17 protein-coding genes are annotated in these 18139 nt (G+C 67.9%); all 17 read right to left on the bottom strand.

The features are described 5' to 3' along the window. Positions 1-41: 41 nt before the first annotated feature. The 17 genes from AAW51_RS11485 to scpB all read right to left on the bottom strand — a co-directional run bounded on the left by AAW51_RS11485 (position 42) and on the right by scpB (position 18099). Positions 42-1205: an ATP phosphoribosyltransferase regulatory subunit gene (locus AAW51_RS11485; protein ID WP_047194730.1), complete on the bottom strand. Its 1164-nt coding sequence runs from the start codon at positions 1203-1205 to the stop codon at positions 42-44. A gap of 76 nt (positions 1206-1281) precedes the next feature. Continuing rightward, on the bottom strand, positions 1282-1467 hold the full coding sequence (locus AAW51_RS11480; protein WP_047194729.1) for a DUF2065 domain-containing protein: 186 nt from the start codon (positions 1465-1467) through the stop codon (positions 1282-1284). A gap of 10 nt (positions 1468-1477) precedes the next feature. Next, on the bottom strand, positions 1478-2368 hold the full coding sequence (gene hflC, locus AAW51_RS11475; RefSeq protein WP_047194728.1) for a protease modulator HflC: 891 nt from the start codon (positions 2366-2368) through the stop codon (positions 1478-1480). 29 nt (positions 2369-2397) lie between these two features. Beyond that, positions 2398-3798, bottom strand: coding sequence for an FtsH protease activity modulator HflK (hflK, locus tag AAW51_RS11470; RefSeq protein ID WP_083438230.1), 1401 nt, complete (start codon positions 3796-3798; stop codon positions 2398-2400). After that, positions 3795-5045, bottom strand: a complete 1251-nt coding sequence (gene hflX, locus AAW51_RS11465; protein ID WP_047197683.1) for a GTPase HflX — start codon at positions 5043-5045, stop codon at positions 3795-3797. The genes hflK and hflX overlap by 4 nt, the downstream gene beginning before the upstream one ends. 70 nt (positions 5046-5115) lie before the next feature. Then, positions 5116-5358: an RNA chaperone Hfq gene (hfq, locus tag AAW51_RS11460; protein ID WP_047194726.1), complete on the bottom strand. Its 243-nt coding sequence runs from the start codon at positions 5356-5358 to the stop codon at positions 5116-5118. A gap of 69 nt (positions 5359-5427) precedes the next feature. Further along, a complete protein-coding gene (gene der, locus AAW51_RS11455; RefSeq protein ID WP_047197682.1) occupies positions 5428-6771 on the bottom strand; it encodes a ribosome biogenesis GTPase Der in 1344 nt (447 codons plus the stop codon). 31 nt (positions 6772-6802) lie between these two features. Beyond that, positions 6803-7939 carry an outer membrane protein assembly factor BamB gene (bamB, locus tag AAW51_RS11450; RefSeq protein ID WP_238947835.1) on the bottom strand — a complete coding sequence of 379 codons (1137 nt, stop codon included), beginning with the start codon at positions 7937-7939 and terminating at the stop codon, positions 6803-6805. 11 nt (positions 7940-7950) lie between these two features. Continuing rightward, positions 7951-8622 carry a YfgM family protein gene (locus AAW51_RS11445; protein WP_047194725.1) on the bottom strand — a complete coding sequence of 224 codons (672 nt, stop codon included), beginning with the start codon at positions 8620-8622 and terminating at the stop codon, positions 7951-7953. A 57-nt stretch (positions 8623-8679) separates the two neighbouring features. Then, complete coding sequence (gene hisS, locus AAW51_RS11440) at positions 8680-9978, bottom strand: histidine--tRNA ligase (RefSeq protein WP_047194724.1); 1299 nt, start codon at positions 9976-9978, stop codon at positions 8680-8682. A 74-nt stretch (positions 9979-10052) separates the two neighbouring features. Continuing rightward, on the bottom strand, positions 10053-11342 hold the full coding sequence (ispG, locus tag AAW51_RS11435) for a flavodoxin-dependent (E)-4-hydroxy-3-methylbut-2-enyl-diphosphate synthase (protein WP_047197680.1): 1290 nt from the start codon (positions 11340-11342) through the stop codon (positions 10053-10055). A 21-nt stretch (positions 11343-11363) separates the two neighbouring features. Next, a complete protein-coding gene (locus AAW51_RS11430) occupies positions 11364-12272 on the bottom strand; it encodes a helix-turn-helix domain-containing protein (RefSeq protein WP_047194723.1) in 909 nt (302 codons plus the stop codon). Then, the gene (gene pilW / locus AAW51_RS11425; RefSeq protein ID WP_083438229.1) at positions 12265-13080 is read right to left on the bottom strand and encodes a type IV pilus biogenesis/stability protein PilW; all 816 of its coding nucleotides are present in this window, start codon (positions 13078-13080) and stop codon (positions 12265-12267) included. Before pilW ends, AAW51_RS11430 begins: the two co-directional genes overlap by 8 nt. Continuing rightward, on the bottom strand, positions 13077-14210 hold the full coding sequence (gene rlmN, locus AAW51_RS11420) for a dual-specificity RNA methyltransferase RlmN (protein WP_047197678.1): 1134 nt from the start codon (positions 14208-14210) through the stop codon (positions 13077-13079). The genes pilW and rlmN overlap by 4 nt, the downstream gene beginning before the upstream one ends. Before the next feature lie 73 nt (positions 14211-14283). Beyond that, entirely contained in the window at positions 14284-14709 is a 426-nt protein-coding gene (gene ndk / locus AAW51_RS11415; RefSeq protein ID WP_047194722.1) for a nucleoside-diphosphate kinase, read from the bottom strand. 164 nt (positions 14710-14873) lie between these two features. Beyond that, positions 14874-16964 carry a pseudouridine synthase gene (locus AAW51_RS11410; RefSeq protein WP_238947834.1) on the bottom strand — a complete coding sequence of 697 codons (2091 nt, stop codon included), beginning with the start codon at positions 16962-16964 and terminating at the stop codon, positions 14874-14876. After that, entirely contained in the window at positions 16954-18099 is a 1146-nt protein-coding gene (gene scpB, locus AAW51_RS29090) for an SMC-Scp complex subunit ScpB (RefSeq protein ID WP_083438228.1), read from the bottom strand. The genes AAW51_RS11410 and scpB overlap by 11 nt, the downstream gene beginning before the upstream one ends. Positions 18100-18139 lie beyond the last annotated feature (40 nt).

Here is an 18139-nt window from a genome sequence, read left to right as displayed (position 1 = left end):
TGAAAAATGAAAGTGTGCGGTAGGCAGACGCCCGCCGTCGTTCAGAGAGGCTGAACGGCCCATTGGCCGTTCGCCGACACGAGCTCGCGGTCGCACTCGAACTCTTGCACCTCGTGCTCGTGCCCCGGCAGCACGCAAACCACCGTCTCGCCCTGCTCCCGCAGTCGGCGAATCACCTGTCGAAGGCTCTCGTCCTGGCCCCACGGCGCGCGGATGGCCGCGCGGGTGCCTTGGACGCGGGCCAAACCCGCCAATTCCTTGAGGTCGGTGCTGAAACCGGCCGCCGGCCGGTTGCGACCGAACACCGCGCCCACCTCGTCGTAGCGACCGCCGCGCACCAGCGCGTCGCTGCAGCCCGCAGCGTAGATCGCGAAACGGGCGCCGCTGTAATAGGCATAACCGCTCAGATCGGCAAAGTCGAAGCCGATGCGGACATCGGGGTGGGCATAGCGGATGCGGTCGACCAACCAACGCAGATCGGCCAGCGAGGCCTGGATGCCGGGGTGCGCCGGCAATACGCGCTCGGCTTCGGCCAGCACCTCGGCGTCGCCGTACAGCCGTGTCAGCGTCAGCAGGCCAGCACGGCTGTCGGCCGGAAAGTCGCGCGTCAGCTCGGCGAGCACCGCGTTGTCCTTGGCCGCCAGCGCCGTGTAGAGCTGGTCGAGCACGACAGCATCGACTGGCACGCCGGTCAGCAAGGCGCGCACGATGCGGGTGTCGGCAAGGTCGAGGATCAGCGGCCCGAGGCCGAGCCGTTGCAGCCCTTCGAGGGCCAGTTCCTGGGCTTCGAGGTCGGCCTCCAGCCCGGCATGGCCGTAGATCTCGGCCCCGAACTGCAGCGGCTCGCGGGTGGCCTGCAGGCCGGACGGTGTGGTGTGCAGCACCGGGCCGCAATAGCACAAGCGCGTCACGCCTTTGCGATTCAGCAGATGGGCGTCGATGCGGGCCACTTGCGGTGTGGTGTCCGCGCGCACACCCATGGTGCGGCCACTGAGCTGGTCCACCAGCTTGAAGGTGCGCAAATCCAGCGCGCGCCCGGTGCCCGACAGCAGCGACTCGAGGTATTCGAGCAGCGGCGGCATCACCAGCTCATAGCCGTAGCTGCGCGCCACGTCGAGCAAGGTGCGGCGCAGTTCCTCGATACGTCGGGCCTCGGAGGGCAAGACATCGGCAATGTGCTCGGGCAGCAGCCAAGCAGACGACATAAAAACCACCGGGGGATTGAAAACGTGATTGTACCGGGGCGTAAGGACCCCGCGAGGCCGGGCCCCGCCAGGCGCGTCAGCTAAGCAGGCCCAACAGCAGCAAGCCGGCCAAAACACTGGCCAGACCCAGGAAGCGGATCTGGCCGTCGTGCAGTCGCAGCGCCTGCTCAAACACGCGGCGCCAGCGCGCCGGGCTGAGCAGGGGCAGCAGTCCTTCGAAGACCAACACCAGCGCCAACGCCAACCACAGGGCGTCCGTCATCTGGGGCGCATCACTTGCGTGGCGCTGCCGCGGGGCCGGCGCCGCGCATGGTTCGGAAGAAGTCGTTGCTCGCCGGGTCCAGCACCATCACGTCGCCGCGGTTGCGGAAGCTTTTGCGGTAGGCCTCGAGGCTGCGGTAGAAGTGCGCGAACTGGGGGTCTTGCCCGAACGCCGAGGCGTAGAGGGCCGATGCCTTCGCATCGCCCTCACCCTTGACCTTCTCGGCCTCGCGGTACGCCTCGGCGATGATGATGTCGCGCTGGCGGTCGGCATCGGCGCGGATCTGTTCGCCTTCGGCGGCCCCGGTGGAGCGCAGCTCGCTGGCGACGCGCTTGCGCTCGGACCCCATACGCCGGTAGACCGAGTCGGTGATGTTGGACGAGAAATCGACGCGCTTGGTGCGCACGTCGACGATCTCGATACCGAAGCCCTTGGCGTCGTCGGCCAAACGCTTGCGCACGTCCTGCATCACCTTCTCGCGGTCGGTGGCCAGCACCTGGCGCACGGTGCGGCGCGTCACCTCTTCGTTGAAGGCCGCCTGCACGATAGGCGCCAGGCGCGACTCGGCGTTGCGCATGTCGACGCCGTTGTTGCGGATGAACTGGCGCGGGTCGACGATGCGCCACTTCACCAGCCAGTCGATCACCAGGCTCTTCTTTTCGGCCGTGAAGATGGGGCGCGTTTCAGGGCTGTCGAGCGTCTGCACGCGACGGTCGAGCAAGACCACGTTCTGGAACGGCGGCGGCATCTTGACCTTGAGGCCGGGGGCGACGATCACTTCCTTGATTTCGCCTAGGGCATAGACGACCGCAAACTGGCGCTGGTCGACGACGAACAGCGTGGAGCCTGCGATGACGACCAGCAGCAGCAGGGTCGAAACAATCAAACCGATGCGATTCATGTGCTTCTCTTCGCTTGTGGGTCTCGGTCTCAGCGGCTTTCGCGCTCGCGGCTGCGCTGGTTGTCACGCGAACGCGTCTCGACGGGGGCAGACGAGGACGGCACGGGCACCGGGTCGGTGCTGCCCGGCGGCGTGGCGGTCGGCGCCGCAGGCTGGCTGCTGCCATTGCCGCCACCGGCCTGCTGGATCAGCTTGTCGAGCGGCAGGTAGAGCAGATTGCTGTTGCTGCGCGTGTCGATCAACACCTTGGTGGCATTCGAATAGATGTGCGTCATGGTGTCGAGATAGAGGCGGTCGCGCGTGACGCCCGGTGCCTTGGCGTACTCGGTCAGCACGCTGTTGAAGCGGTCGGCGTCACCTTCGGCCTGCGACACCACGCGGGCCGCGTAACCCTTGGCCTCTTCGCGCAGTCGCGACGCCGTGCCCTGCGCCTTGGGAATCACTTCATTGGCGTAGGCCTGCGCCTCGTTCTTCAGGCGCTCGCGATCGGCGCCGGCGCGGAAGGCGTCGTCGAAGTCGGATTGCACCTGCTCGGGCGGCTGCACGCTCTGCACGTTGACGCTGGCGACCTGGATGCCCGCATTCAGCCGGTCGAGCTGCGCTTGCGTGGACTTGACCAGATCGGCCGCGATGGCATCGCGCTGCTCATAGAGCACCGAGTCCATGTTGCTGCGGCCGACGATCTCGCGCACCGCCGACTCGGCTGCCTGCACCACTGCGTCGTCGGGACGGCGGTTTTCGAAGATGTACTGCTTCACGTCCTTGATGCGGTATTGGACGGTGAAACGGATGTCGACGATGTTTTCGTCCTGCGTCAGCATCGACGAGTCGCGCAAGCCGGTTTGCTGCACCACCGAATTGCTGCCCACCTCGACCGAGCGCAGCTGCGTCACGGGGACGATCTCGTGCGACTGGAAGGGATAGGGCATGCGCCACTTGAACCCGGCCTCCGCCGTGTGGCTGTAGCGGCCGAAGGACATGACCACCGCCTGGTGGCCTTCCTGGACGATGAAAAAACCGCTGACCAGCCAGATCAGCAGCACCACCGCGCCGATCAACAAGGCGCTGATGCCGGCCCCCCGCATGCCGGGAGGGAAGGAACCACCGTCGCCCGAACCGTTCGGGCCCGGCCCGCCAGAGCGGCCGCCGAACATGCCACTGAGGCGGCGGTTGAAGTCGCGCCAGATCTCGTCGAGGTCGGGCGGGCCGTCGTTGCGTCCGCCGCCCGGGCCCTGGTTGCGTGTGGGCTCGTTGCGCTGCGGCTCGAGGCTGCGGCCCCAGCGCGGGTCGTTCAAATTGAACAGTCGCTGCGCCCCACGGGCCGCGGTCGCCAGCACGGCGACTTTGAATGCGACCAGAACGGCCAACGCCCGCGCTGGGAAACGCGGGCTTGCCGAGGTGCGGGACGCATAAGAGTTGCTAGTGTTCATGCTCGTGCGTTTGATACGGAATTCTGCGCCGGTGGGGCCGTGTCGCCGCCCCCTTCGACGCTCTGTTCTGGATGCGGTTCAGCGCTGCTGTCAGGCGGCCCGGGCTGGGGCAGTGGCAGCGCACCCGTCGCTGCCTCGGCGATCAAACGACGCAAATCGTCCAACCCCTCTCCTTGGGCAGCACTGACGAACACGCGGTGCGCAGGGCGGTGCGGTTCGATTTCGAAGGCGTCGACGCGCTGACGAGGCCGCTGGCTGTCGGGCAAGGCGTCGAGCTTGTTGAACACGAGCAGCTGCGGCAAGTCGTTGGCACCGATTTCGCGCAGCACCCGCTGTACTTCGTCGATCTGCTCGCGCCACACCGGGCTGGCGGCGTCGACCACATGCAGCAGCAGGTCGGCATCGGCCGCCTCCTGCAGGGTGGCCTGGAAAGCCTCGACCAGCGTGTGCGGCAGGTCGCGGATGAAGCCGACAGTGTCCGACAGCGACACCGAACGCTCGGCATCGGCCAGGTACATCTGCCGTGTGGTGGTGTCGAGCGTCGCGAACAGCTGGTTGGCCGCGTAGCTGCGCGCCTTCACCAGCGCGTTGAACAACGTCGACTTGCCGGCGTTGGTGTAGCCGACCAGCGAGACACGGAAGGTGCCACTGCGCTCGCGCGAGCGGCGCTGCGTGTTGCGCTGGCGCTTGACCTTCTCGAGCTGGAACTTCAGCGCCTTGATGCGCTGCGCGATCATGCGCCGGTCCAGTTCGATCTGCGCTTCGCCGGGGCCGCCACGGTGCCCCACGCCGCCGCGCTGACGCTCCAGGTGGGTCCAGCGGCGTACCAGCCGCGTCGACAGATATTGCAGCCGGGCCAGTTCGACCTGCAGCTTGCCTTCGTGGCTTTGCGCACGCCGGCCGAAGATCTCGAGGATCAACATCGTCCGGTCCGCCACCGGCACGCCGAGGTGGCGTTCGAGATTGCGTTGCTGGGCGGGGGACAGGGCCTGGTCGAACAGCACCGATTGGGCGTCGTGGGCGGTGACCAGGGCCTTGATCTCGTCGGCCTTGCCCTCGCCGACGAACAGCGCGGCGTCGGGCGCCTTGCGCTTGGCGGTCAGGCGAGCAACGGGGGTGTCGCCGGCCGATTCGGCCAGCAAAGCGAGTTCGTCGAGAGTGGGATCGAAAGGCGAGCCGGGACCGAGGTCCACGCCCACGAGCACCGTGCGGGTTGGAGTCGGATTCGCCGTGTCAGAGGATGTCAAAGTCGTTGCCGTTGCCGAAAGTGCGCCGCCGAAGGTCCACATGGGGCCCGTTGCCGGGCCCTCATGCACTTCAGTTGGACTCGGCCGACTCGCCGGCGTGGAAGTTCACCGCGCGGCCGGGAACCACCGTGGAGATGGCGTGCTTGTAGACCATCTGGGTCACGGTATTGCGCAAAAGCACCACATACTGATCAAAAGACTCGATGTGGCCCTGCAGCTTGATGCCGTTGACGAGATAGATCGACACCGGCACATGTTCTTTGCGCAGCAGGTTCAGAAAGGGGTCTTGTAGAAGCTGCCCTTTATTACTCACGATATGCTCCGTGTTGAAAGTTTTGGAACCCGGACGTTAACACAGGGCTATCCCCCTCCCGCCATATCCTTACGAATCCTTGTCTATGAAGGGGTTGCGAGACGATCGCATCTCAATGCGCAAGGGGGTTCCTACCAATTTGAAGTGTTCCCGGAAACGGCCTTCGAGGAAGCGCTTGTACGCATCTGTCACATGCTCGAGGGAATTGCCGTGGATCACGATCAGCGGCGGATTCATGCCGCCCTGGTGAGCGTAGCGCAGTTTCGGTCGGAACATGCCAGCCCGTTTGGGCGCCTGGTGCTGCACCGCGTCGTGCAGCAAGCGCGTGAGCACGGGCGTTGACATCTTCTTGAACGCCGAGGCGTGGGCGTCGGCGATGGCCTTCCAAAGCGGGCCCAGCCCCTGGCGTTTGAGCGCCGAGATGTAAAGCATCGGGGCGAACTTCAAAAAAGCCAAACGCTGCTCGATCGAGCGCTGCAGCATTTCGCGCTGGTAGTCGTCGACCGCGTCCCATTTGTTGAGTGCGATCACCACCGCGCGGCCGCTGTCGAGGATGTATCCGGCGATGTGGGCATCCTGGTCGGTCACGCCCTGGGTGGCGTCGAGCAGCAGCACGACGACATTGGCTTCCGAGATCGCCTGCAGCGTCTTGACCACCGAAAACTTCTCGATCGCCTCGAACACCTTGCCCTTGCGGCGCAAGCCGGCGGTGTCGATCAGCTCGAAACGCTGGCCATGCCGCTCAAAGGGCACGCTGATGGCGTCGCGGGTGGTGCCCGGCATGTCGAAGGCGATCAACCGCTCTTCACCGAGCCAGGTGTTGATCAACGTCGACTTGCCAACGTTGGGCCGGCCGGCGACCGCGAGCTTGACCACCAGGCCTTCCTGGTCGTCGTCGCCCGGCGCTTCGTCTTCTTCGAATTCGAAGGGTTCGAGCGCCATCTCGGTCAGGCTGCGGATGCCCTGCCCGTGCGCGGCCGAAATGGGCACCGGCTCGCCGATGCCGAGCTCATAGAACTCGGCCAGCAGCGGTGACTCCTGCATGCCCTCGGCCTTGTTGACCGCCAGGATCACGCGCTTGTTCACCGAGCGCAGGTAGCGCGCGATGTCGTGGTCCTGCGCGGAGAGGCCGCCGCGCACGTCGACCACGAACACCACGGCGTCCGCCTCGGCGACCGCCTGGCGGGTCTGCTTGGCCATTTCCTTGACGATGCCGCTCGACGAGTCGGGCTCGAAACCGCCGGTGTCGATGACGATGAACTCGCGATCGCCCAGGCGACCGTCGCCGTAATGGCGGTCGCGGGTCAGGCCGGCAAAGTCGGCCACGATCGCGTCGCGCGACTTCGTCATGCGGTTGAACAAGGTCGACTTGCCGACATTGGGCCGGCCGACCAGGGCGATCACGGGTTTCATGCGCACCATGTAAGAGACACTGCTGCCGGCTTCAAGGGGCGCGGAAAGCAAACACGCCGCCGTTGCGGCTGACCACGAGCACAGTGGACCCTGCGACCACGGGGCCGCCAACAATAGCCGAACCGTCGGTTGCCACGCGCCCCTGGAGGACGCCGTCACCGACGGCGAGCAGATGAACATAACCTTCGGCATCGCCGACGATCACACTGCGGCCCGACACAACCGGCGCCGTCAGGCCCCGGAAACGCAGGCGCTCGGAGGTCCAGACGACGTCGCCGTTGCCTTGGGTGTAGGCGGTGACACGGTCCGTGCCGTCGACGCCATACGCCTGGCGCCCGTCGGTCGCCACCCCCACCGCACCGCTGGACGTCTTCGACCAGAGCAGTTGGCCGCCCAGCGCATCGGCGCAGCCGACGGCCGACTGGAAGGCGCGTGCGCAGACCACATCGGCACTGCGACCCGCCGGGCCGACCAGGTCGGCGAGCCGCTCCACCTCGTTGGTGCCACGCGGCGTCGCGATCGGCACTTCCCAGCGCACCGTGCCGCGCAGCGGATCGAGGCCGGCCAAACGCGGCCCCTGCCCCACCACCAGGGTGTCGCGCACCGCCAGCAGCACACCCGGCTGCGACAGCATCAACGGGTCACCCGGCCGCTGTTGCGTCCACAGGCGACCGCCGGTGGCGGCGTCGAAGGCCAACACGGAGCGGTCGGCGGCATAGACGAATACCCGCTCGCCGGCCACCAGGGGCGCCGTGTAGACACGCGTCTTCAAGGGCTGGCGCCAGAGCACCTTGCCGGCCTCGAGAACGACCAGTTCATTGCCGCGCGTGACGACAGCGGCAAAGCGCCCATCGCTGCCGACCCCCACACTCAGCGGGGTCGACAGCTGCGCACGCCACAGCTCGCGGCCCGACTCGAGTTGCATGGCCACCACCGTGCCGTCGCTCGAAGCCAGCGTCACCACCTCTGCGCTGACCGCCGGGCGCAGCGGCATCCGGACGTCGCCGATGCGCTGGTTCCATAGGGGCTGAAGGCGCACCACGGCCGGCGCCGGCATCTCCAGCGGCGTCGGCTTGGGTTTGTCGGGGCCGCTCGAACAGGCGGACAGCAAGGCCGCCAGCAGCGTGGCGGCCCCCAGGCGTTTCATCATCTCGAAGCGCAAACGCATCGATGCGGTCCTCAAGGTGCGGCGGAGGCCGCAGCGTCCGGGGCGGGCGCAGCGCCGAGCGACGTCAGCTTGGCCTCGACGAGCCGGCGGTAGTCGAGCGACTCGGGCATCGTCTTGTAGGCTTTTTCGTATTCGGCCTGGGCTTCGGCCTTCTTGCCCTGCGCGAGCAACACGTCACCGCGGCGGTCGGCCGCCAGCGCCGCGAACTCTTCGGGCATCGAGCTGTTCACGAGCTTGAGCGCGTCGTCGTAGGCCTTCTGGTCGATCAGCAGCGCGGCCAGGCGCAGCCGGGCGATGGCGCGGTATTCGTCTTCACCGGCGTTGTCGGCGACCCAGGTCAGCGCTGCCTTCGCGGCGTCGGTCTTGCCCTTCTCCTGTAGCGTCTTCGCGGCCAGCAGCCCGGACTGCTGGGCATAGACGGTGCGCGGGTGACGCTCCTTGATGTCGTCGAAGGCGCGCTGGACCTTGTCGGCGTCGCCGGCCTGGGCCGCCTGGTCGAGCTGGTCGAACAGCGCCGAGGCCTTGATGGCCTGGTCGCGCTGCCAGTAGTTCCAGCCGTTCCAGGCCGCGAAGCCACCGAGCACCAGGATCAAGACCCAGGTGATCAGGTTGCCGTACTGCTTCCAGAAGTGCTTGAACTGTTCAAGCTGTTCTTGTTCTTCGAAGTCGAGATGGGTGGCCATGCGGGCGATCCAGGTGCAGATGGAAGTGCTTCGGCCGCAGCGCGGCCAAAAGCGCGATTATGCGTCGAGCAACTGTGCGGCCCACGCCGAGACGTCCGCAAGGGGGCGCAACGTCTGCGTTGCCGTGGCGTCGCGCAAGGGCTTGACTGCCACCATGCCTTGCGCCAGCTCGTCAGTGCCGAACACCAGCGCGTAGCGGGCACCGCTCGCGTCGGCGCGCTTGAACTGGCTCTTCATGCTGCCCTGCCCGTCCTTGCCGCCGCCGTGCATCAGCACCGAAACACCGGCGGCGCGCAAGGCTTCGAGCGTGCGCATCACGACGCCGAGCGACTCCCGGTCGGGCACCACGGCATAGGCGTCGGGCACCGGCGCCGCCGGCGCGGCGCCCAGTTCCTTGAGCAGTTCGAGCACCCGCTCGACGCCCAGCGCCCAGCCCACCGCCGGCGCGGCCTTGCCACCCACCTGCTCGATCAGGTAGTCGTAGCGGCCGCCGCCACAGACGGTGCCTTGCGAACCGAGCCGGTCGGTGACCCACTCGAACACCGTCAGGTTGTAATAGTCCATGCCGCGCACCAGGCGCGGGTTGATACGGTAGGCGAGCCCGTTGGCATCGAGCACCGCACGCACCGCGTCGAAGTGCGCCAGCGACGCCTCGCCAAGAAAGTCCATCAGCCGCGGCGCCGCCTCGACCAGCGCTTGCATTGCCGGATTCTTGGTGTCGAGGATGCGCAGCGGGTTGCTGTGCAAGCGACGCTGCGCGTCGGCGTCGAGCTGGTCGCGGTGCTGCTCGAAGTAGGCGATCAGGGCGTCCCGGTGCGCGCGGCGCTCGTCCGGCTGGCCCAGGCTGTTGAGCTCCAGGCGCACGTCGGTCAAGCCGAGGTCTTGCCACAGTGCGCGGCACATCAGGATCAGTTCAGCGTCGACATCGGGGCCGGCGAACCCGAGGGCCTCGGCGCCGACTTGGTGGAACTGGCGGTAGCGCCCGCGTTGCGGCTTTTCGTGCCGGAACATGGGGCCCATGTAGTAGATGCGCTTGCCGCCGTCGTACAGCAAGGAGTGTTCGGCCACGGCGCGCACCACACCCGCGGTGTTCTCGGGGCGCAGCGTCAGCTTGTCGCCGTTCATCGCGTCCTCGAAGGAGTACATCTCTTTCTCGACGATGTCGGTCACCTCGCCGAGGCCGCGCACGAACAAGGTCGTCGGCTCGACAATGGGCGTGCGCAGGTTGAGGTAGCCGTAGCGGGCCATCAGCGCGCGCACCTTGTCCTCGAACCACTCCCACCGCGCCGAATCCGGCGGCAGGATGTCGTTCATGCCCTTGACGGCCTTCAGCTCGGCCTTGAGTTGTTCTGCCATGTCGTTTTCATGAGGTTTTTGGCCCTTGCCGTGCGGCACCCGGTGCCGCCACGCAAGGCGAGCGCGCGCGGCGCTCAGGCTGCCGTCTCGGCACCGACGCCGTAACGGCGTTCGATGTAGTCCTCGACGATCTTCTGGAATTCTTGCGCGATGGTGTCGCCGCGCAGCGTGAGCGCCTTTTCGCCGTCGATGAAGACCGGCGCCGCCGGGGCTTCGCCGGTGCCCGGCAGGCTGATGCCGATATCGGCATGCTTGCTCTCGCCAGGACCGTTGACGATGCAGCCCATCACGGCGACTTTCATCGTCTCGACGCCCGGGAAGCGCGCCTTCCAGACCGGCATCTGCGCCCGCAGGTAGTCGTCGATCTGCTTGGCCAGTTCCTGGAACACGGTGCTGGTGGTGCGCCCGCAGCCGGGGCAGGCGGTCACGCTCGGGACGAAGGCGCGCAGCCCCAGGGCCTGCAGGATCTCCATCGCCACCACCACTTCCTGGGTGCGGGCCTCGCCCGGCTGGGGCGTGAGCGAGACGCGGATGGTGTCGCCGATGCCCTCTTGCAGCAGCACCGACAGCGCCGCGGCCGAGGCCACCGTACCTTTGGTGCCCATGCCGGCTTCGGTCAGGCCCAGGTGCAGCGAGTAGTCGCAGCGTGCCGCGAGTGCGCGGTAGACCGAGATCAGGTCCTGCACACCGCTGACCTTGCACGACAGCGTGATCTGGTCGCCGTGCAGGCCGAGCGCCTCGGCGCGCCGGGCCGACTCGATCGCCGACGTCACCAGGGCCTGGTACATCACTTGTTTGGCGTCCCAGGGGCGGGCACGGCGGGCGTTCTCGTCCATCAGCGCCGCCAGCAGTTCCTGGTCGAGGCTGCCCCAGTTGACGCCGATGCGCACCGCCTTGCCGTAGCGGGCCGCCGCCTCGACCATCTGCGCGAACTGCTTGTCGCGCTTGTCACCCTTGCCGACGTTGCCCGGGTTGATGCGGTATTTCGACAAGGCCTCGGCGCAGGCCGGGTGCTCGGTCAGCAGCTTGTGGCCGTTGTAATGGAAGTCGCCGATCAGCGGCACCATGATGCCCATGCGGTCGAGCTGCTCGCGGATCGCCGGCACCGCCTGCGCTGCCTCCGGCGTGTTGACGGTGATGCGCACCATCTCCGAGCCCGCCAGCGCCAGCTCCTTGACCTGGATGGCCGTCTCGATCGCGTCGGCCGTGTCGGTGTTCGTCATCGACTGCACCCGCACCGGCGCGTCACCGCCCACCGTCACGACATGGTCGCCCCACGCGACGCGGCACTGCCGCGAACGGCGCGCTGCAGGCGCCGCAGCCACGGTGAAACAGTCAGGGGCGTCGGAAAGGGCGTCTTGCATGGTCAACACCTGTGGCGGTGCCTACTTGATCTGAAGGGTGGCGACGTTGTCTCGCGCATGGGGGCCGATGTCGAAAGGCGCACCCCGCACCGTCAGCTCAACGCCGCGTGCATTGCCGAGTCGCACACGCATCGGGAAGGTTCCGTCCAGCGTCAGGATCTCGCCCTTGCGCGCCAGGCGCGACACCAGCACCTTGCCGGCTGCGTCGCGCGCATCGACCCAGCTGTCGGACGTGACGTTGACCACCACCGGTGCGGTAGACGGCACGTTCACCAGCGCCTGCGATGCCGAGACCAAGGGCACACCCGGATCGGGCGCCGACGCCGGGGCCGAAGCACCGGGGTCGACCACCAGCGGGGCGGAATGAACCGTCTCGGAGGCCGCACCTTCGCCGGGCGGCATGACGGGCACCGTCACCGTCGTGGTGCCGGGGGTCGACGCGCCATCGACCCCGGCCGTCGTGTCGGCGGTGGTCGTGTCGACGCCGGGCAGCCGCAGCAGGCCCTGCGGCAGCAGCCACAGCACGATCGCCGCCACCACCAGCAAGAGGGGCAGCAAGAACGCCGGGCGCAGCAAGGCCGCGGGCTTGAAACCCTCGCGACGGCGCGAGTCGCCATCGCGGAAGGGCTGGTTCAGGCCCATCGCCACATGTTCCAGCCGGGACGGCGTGCCCGGTGTCGGCAACTTGGCCAGCACCGGCACCGGATCCACCTTCAAGAAGCGGCAGACGGCCTGGGCCAGCGCGCGTGCGAAGGTGGGGTCGGGCAATTCCTCGTGGCGGTCCGCCTCGAGCGCTTCGAGCTTTTGCACCGACACCTTGATCGAGGCCGCGAGGGCTGCGATGTGGATGCCATTGGCCAGGCGAGCCGCCTTCAGCATCTCGCCGGCGCTCTGCCCGCCGGTGGCGGAGGTCCGATCAGGCTCAGTCATCGAAGCGCCTCCGTTCAAACGCCGCCGCCTCGCGCGACTGGGGGTAACGCTGCTTCAATTGGTTGCCGTATTCCATTGCTCCCGTCGTATTGCCGAGCTTGTGTTCGATGCGAGCCGCCAGCCAAAGCGTTTCGGAATTGGCGAGTTGCGGCACGTTGTTGACCCGTCGAATATAGAAGCGAGCGCGCTCGTATTCGCGCCGCTGGAACAACACGTTGGCGAGGTTGACGGACGTCGCCGGGTTGCCAGGGTCGCGTTCGTAAGAGCGTGTCAACGTCTGCTCTGCGCCCGCCAGGTCCCCCGCGCGGGCCTGGCACACGCCTTTGGCCAACAGGCTTTTGGTCGCCTCGCGGTATTGCGGCTGCGCCACCGCCGCGTCGAACTGCGCATCGGCATCACGGGCGCGCCCGCGCTGGCACAAGAACCAGCCGTAGTTGTGCATCACGTCGCTGTCGCGAGGGTTCAGTTGCAAGGCGCGCCTGAAGCTTTCCTCGGCCAACTGGTCTTCGTTCATGCTGGCGTAGACGAGGCCGCGCAGGTTGTACGCCTGCGGCATGTTGGGGTCGGCCTGCAGGGCCTGCTTCAGCTCGTCGAGCGCGGTGGTCGCCTGCCCTTGGGCGTAATAGGCCGACGCCAGCTCGAGGCGGATGCGCGCCCGCTTCTGCGCGTCGGTCTCGTCAGAGGCGGTCACGATATCGCGCGAGCCGCCCGGAAGCGGCTGGTTGGCGCAACCGGCCACCAGCCCGATGCCGAGCAGCACGCCCAGCGCCGATGCCCAAGGCCATGCGCATCGCCCCAACATGGTCATCTTGTCTCCTGCCGGCTGGTGCCGGGCTTGTGGATGCGGATGGGTTGCCGGGTGAGGCGCTGCTGCACGTTGGTGCGATCCTGCACCTCGCCGGCCAATTGCCCGCAGGCGGCGTCGATGTCATCGCCGCGCGTCTTGCGGACCGTCGTGACGATACCAGCGTCCTGCAGCACCTTGGCGAACGCCTGCACCTGCGCGCGCGGCGAACACTTGAGCCCGGACGCCGGGAAGGGGTTGAACGGGATCAAATTCAGCTTGCACGACACCTTGGCGCGCAGCAACGCCACCAGCTCGCGGGCCTGGGCCTCGCTGTCGTTGACACCGTCGAGCATGCAGTACTCGAAGGTGATGAAATCGCGCGGCGCCGCGGTCAAATAGCGCCGGCAGGCGTCGAGCAGTTCGGCGATCGGGTACTTGCGGTTCAACGGCACCAGTTCATCGCGCAGGACGTCGTTGGGCGCGTGCAGCGACACGGCCAGCGCCACCGGACAGTCCGCCATCAAGCGGTCCATCATCGGCACCACGCCAGAGGTCGACACCGTCACCCGTCGCCGCGACAGGCCATAGCCGTGGTCGTCGAGCATCACGCGCAGTGCGGGCACCAGCGCCGAGTAGTTTTGCAGCGGCTCGCCCATGCCCATCATCACGACGTTGGTGATGGCGCGTTCGCCCGGCGCCAGCTTCAGGCGCTGGCGCAGGTGGTGTTCGGCATACCAGAGCTGGGCCAGGATCTCGCCGGTGGTGAGATTGCGGCTGAAGCCCTGGTGGCCGGTGGAACAGAAACGGCAGCCGACCGCGCAGCCCGCCTGCGACGATACGCACAGCGTGCCCCGGTCGTCTTCCGGAATGAAAACCGCCTCGACCGCATCGCCGGCGCCGACGTCGAACAGCCACTTGATGGTGCCGTCGTTCGAGGCCTGCTCGGTCAGGATGGGCAGCGGGCGGATCTCGGCCTTGCCGGCGAGTTTCTCGCGCAAGGACTTGGCCAGGTCGGACATCTGGGAGAAGTCCGACGCGCCCTTCTGGTGGATCCACCGGAACAACTGGGTCGCGCGAAAGCGCTTCTCACCCAGCTGTTCGCAAAATGCGGCCAGTCCGTCGAGATCGTGATCCAGCAGGTTGGCCGCCATGTTCATCACTCCTTCGTCGCATGCGCCGCCCGCCCGTTGCAAGGCAGGCGGGACGGCGCCGCCACAGCCTGCTTCAGCGGCTGTAGACGTTCATGCCGGGGAAGAAGAAGGCCACTTCGGCCGCGGCGGTTTCGGGAGCGTCGGAGCCGTGCACGGCATTGGCGTCGATGCTGTCGGCGAAATCGGCGCGGATGGTGCCTTTGTCGGCCTTCTTCGGATCGGTGGCGCCCATCAGCTCGCGGTTCTTGGCGATGGCGCCTTCACCTTCGAGCACCTGGATCATGACCGGGCCCGACACCATGAAGTCGACCAGGTCCTTGAAGAAGGGCCGGGCCTTGTGGACGGCATAGAACTGCTCGGCCTCACCGCGGGACAGATGCGCCATCTTGGCCGCGACGATCTTCAGACCCGCGCCTTCGAAGCGCGCATAGATCTGGCCAATCACATTCTTGGCCACAGCGTCGGGTTTGATGATCGACAGAGTGCGTTCGACCGCCATGAAAATTCTCCTGAATCAAGTACTTGGCAAAGCTTTGAATTGTAGCGCTCGAACCCTGGGTTTTCCCCTGCCCGTGCGCTTTTTCCGCCCAGGGGCAAGGCCTTCGAGCGCGCTGTGTCGCGGCGTCGGTACGGCCGGCTTGCAGCGGCTGCACGCGCCCTGCTTCAGCGACCGCGGCCGCCGCGGCCACCGCCACCGCCGCCGCCGCCGCCACCACCTCGCTTAGGTCCGCCGCCGCCACCGCCGAAACCCCGGTTGGCACCGCCACCGCCCCCACGGCCGCCGCCCTTGTTGCCATGGGTCTTGCGGTAGAAGGCGTCGGCGCCGATATAGCCCACGGTCGTCTGCATCGGGTCAGGCTGACGCGGCTGCCCCTGCTTCGCCTTGGTCGACTGGGCGAAGCGCTTGTCGTAGGTCTGCTCCAGCGGATCGGGACCGGTGATGCGCGGCGTGGCGGCCGGCCGGTCTTTGCCACCGGGGCGGCCACCGCGCTCCTGGCGCTGCTTGTTGTTGCCGCCGCCGGCACCGGGCTTGCCGCCGCGCCCCTCGCGCGGACCGCCCTCCTGTGGGCGCACGGTCTCGCCGCCCGCCAGGCGCTTCATCGAGCGCACGTCGGTTTCGTCGAGCTCGACCCAGACGCCACGCTTGAGCCCACGCGGCAGCACGACCGTGCCGTAGCGGATGCGAATCAGCCGGCTCACCGTCAGACCGACGGCGTCGAACAGCTTGCGCACCTCGCGGTTGCGACCTTCGGTGATGACAACACGGTACCAGTGGTTGGCACCCTCGCCGCCGCCGTCTTCGATCGACTTGAAGCTGGCCGGCTGGCCATCGATCTTTACGCCCTCGAGCAGCTTGGCGCGCTGCTCTTCGTTCAACGTGCCGAGCACGCGCACCGCGTACTCGCGCTCGACGCCGAAGCGCGGATGCATCAGCTGGTTGGCCAGCTCGCCCGAGCTGGTGAACAGCAACAGACCCTCGGTGTTGAGGTCGAGTCGCCCGACCGACTGCCATTTGCCTTGCGGCAGCTTGGGCAGGCGGCGGAACACCGTGGGCCGGTTCTGCGGGTCGTCGTGGCTCACCACCTCGCCCACCGGCTTGTGATAGGCCAGCACGCGGGGCGGCGGCGGGGCGATGCGGAATTTGATCGGCTTGCCGTTGACGCGCACCTGATCGCCGAAGGAAATGCGCTGACCGATGTGCGCCGGCTCGCCGTTCACCGAGATGCGGCCTTCGAGGATCAGTTGCTCCATGTCGCGCCGCGAGCCGATGCCGGCCTGGGCCAGCACCTTGTGCAGCTTCGGCGCATCGGCGTCGGGCTGCAGCACGCGCTTGCTGGCGGCCTCTTGCGCCGCTTCGTCCTCGACGTCGAACTGGCCCGACAGCACCTCGGCAAAACGCTGGCGCGCGTCGGCCTGGCCGGGGCCGGCAGGCCCACGCCCCTGGCCCCGCTTGCCCTGCTGCTCGCCGCGACCACCGCCCCGGGCTTCGCCGTTGCGGGGCTCGCCGTTGCGCCGCTCACCGCCGCGGCCGCCTTCGGGGCGACCCTCGCCGCGCCGTTCTGCACGGCCTTCGCCAGGCGCGTCCCCCGCACGTGCTTGATCCCCGACGATGTCACCTGCGCCGGCTTCGTTCGCCGGTGCGGCTGCCGTCCGCTCCCCGCGCTCACCCCGCCGGCCGCGTCGGTCGCGCCGGCGCCGCCCCGAGCCCTCGCCCTGATCTTCCGTCGGCGCAGAGCCTTCGGCGCCTGCAGCCGGCGCACCGCCCTCCCCGGCCTCAGCCACCGCCGTCTGCGTGTCACCCTTCGCCGGCGTATGGCGCGGCTCGCCCGCGTCCTCGGCAGCGGCGGCGTGCCGCTCCAGCGGGAGTTCGGCCTGAACCGGCGGGGCGGCCGGCGGCTCCTGCCGTACAGCCCCCGCCTCGGCCGGTGCGGCCACGGCGGCGGCCTCGGTGGATGCTTCGGTAGCAGCCGCCGGTTTGCGTCGACGCGGCGCCTTCTTGGCTGGCACCGGGGTCGCTTCGGCCGGGTCGATCCCGAGCACCGGCGCTGCCGTCTCCGGCGCCTCGCCGGTCGCGCCCGTCACGTCGGCTGCAGCCGACGTTTCAGAGGCGGCCTCCGCCGCTTTCGGCTTGCGCGGACTGCGGCGCTTGGGCTTGTCGGCCGGCGCCGCCGCCGCCTCGCCTTGCACCGCGGGGGCGGCGGGCGCTTCGGCCTCGGGCATCGAGGGCGGCAGATCTTGCGATTCAGAGTTCATGGCGAGTGGGGGGGATAGCGCTGGAAGCGGGGTTGTCCTCGGAGGCGGTGTCGCCCTCGGGCTGGGTTGCGTCGGGTGCGAGAGCACCCGGGTCGGCTTCGGCCGGCGTGGCCGGCGAAGCCGTGTCGCTCCGCGGCCCGCCGGCATCGGCGGTCGGGAGCTCGGGGGCAGGTGCCGGCAGCGGTGCGACAGCCTCTGCCGGGTCAGGGGTTATGGCCCCGGTGTTAGCCGGGTTCGCGGTGTCGGGCGTCGGCATCACCGCGTCCGCACCAGCGGACAGTGTCTCGTGGAGGTTCGGCTGCGCGTCGTCGCCTGAGGGCTCCGGTGCTGCCGGCGGCTCGGCCGCCTCGGCTTCGGCGTGCCTGTCCGACACCTCGACCACGGGCTCGCCATCGTCGGCCGCCACTTCCGCACTTGCCTCGGTCGCCTCGGCGGCCATGGACGGCACCGACGTGGCGTCGGCGGACGCGGGCAGGACGTCATCCGGCTCTGCCGTGGTCTCGGGCGGTGCCGCCGAGTGCTCGTCGGCCCCGGCCGGTGCTGCCTCGCCCGAAGCGGCTTCGACCTCGTCGAGCAGCGAGGCCTGCTCGGGCAAACCCTGAGCCAGCAGTTCCGGCGTCATCGTCGCCCCCTGCAGCGCCGGCAATTGGTCGAGCGACGCCAGGCCGAGGTCGTTCAAAAACTGCTTGGTGGTCGCATACAAGGCCGGACGACCGGGCGCTTCGCGGTAGCCGATCGCGTCGATCCAGCCGCGGTCTTCGAGTTGCTTGATGATCTGACTGCTGACCGTGACACCTCGGATGTCTTCGATGTCACCCCGGGTCACCGGCTGGCGGTAGGCGATGATCGCCAGCGTCTCCATCGTCGCACGTGAGTACTTGGGCGGCTTTTCAGGGTTGAGCCGGTCGAGGTATTCGCGCATTTCGGGCCGGCTCTGGAAGCGCCAGCCATTCGACAGGGCCACCAGCTCGACACCGCGATCTTCCCAGTCGCGTGTCAGCTCATCGAGCAGCATGCGAAGGGTGTCGGCCCCCAGCTCGTCGTTGAACAGCGTGCGCATTTCGCGCAACGGCAACGGCTGGTGAGCGCAGATCAGCGCTGTCTCAAGGACGCGCTTCGCATCCTGTGTGTTCATGACTTGTCGTGTGTCGTCCTCATCCGGGTCCGAGCGGCAG

Source organism: Caldimonas brevitalea (assembly GCF_001017435.1).
Classification (GTDB): Bacteria; Pseudomonadota; Gammaproteobacteria; order Burkholderiales; family Burkholderiaceae_C; genus Caldimonas; species Caldimonas brevitalea.
The sequence above is the reverse complement of the archived record's forward strand: the minus strand, read 5'-3'. Positions and strand labels throughout refer to the sequence as shown.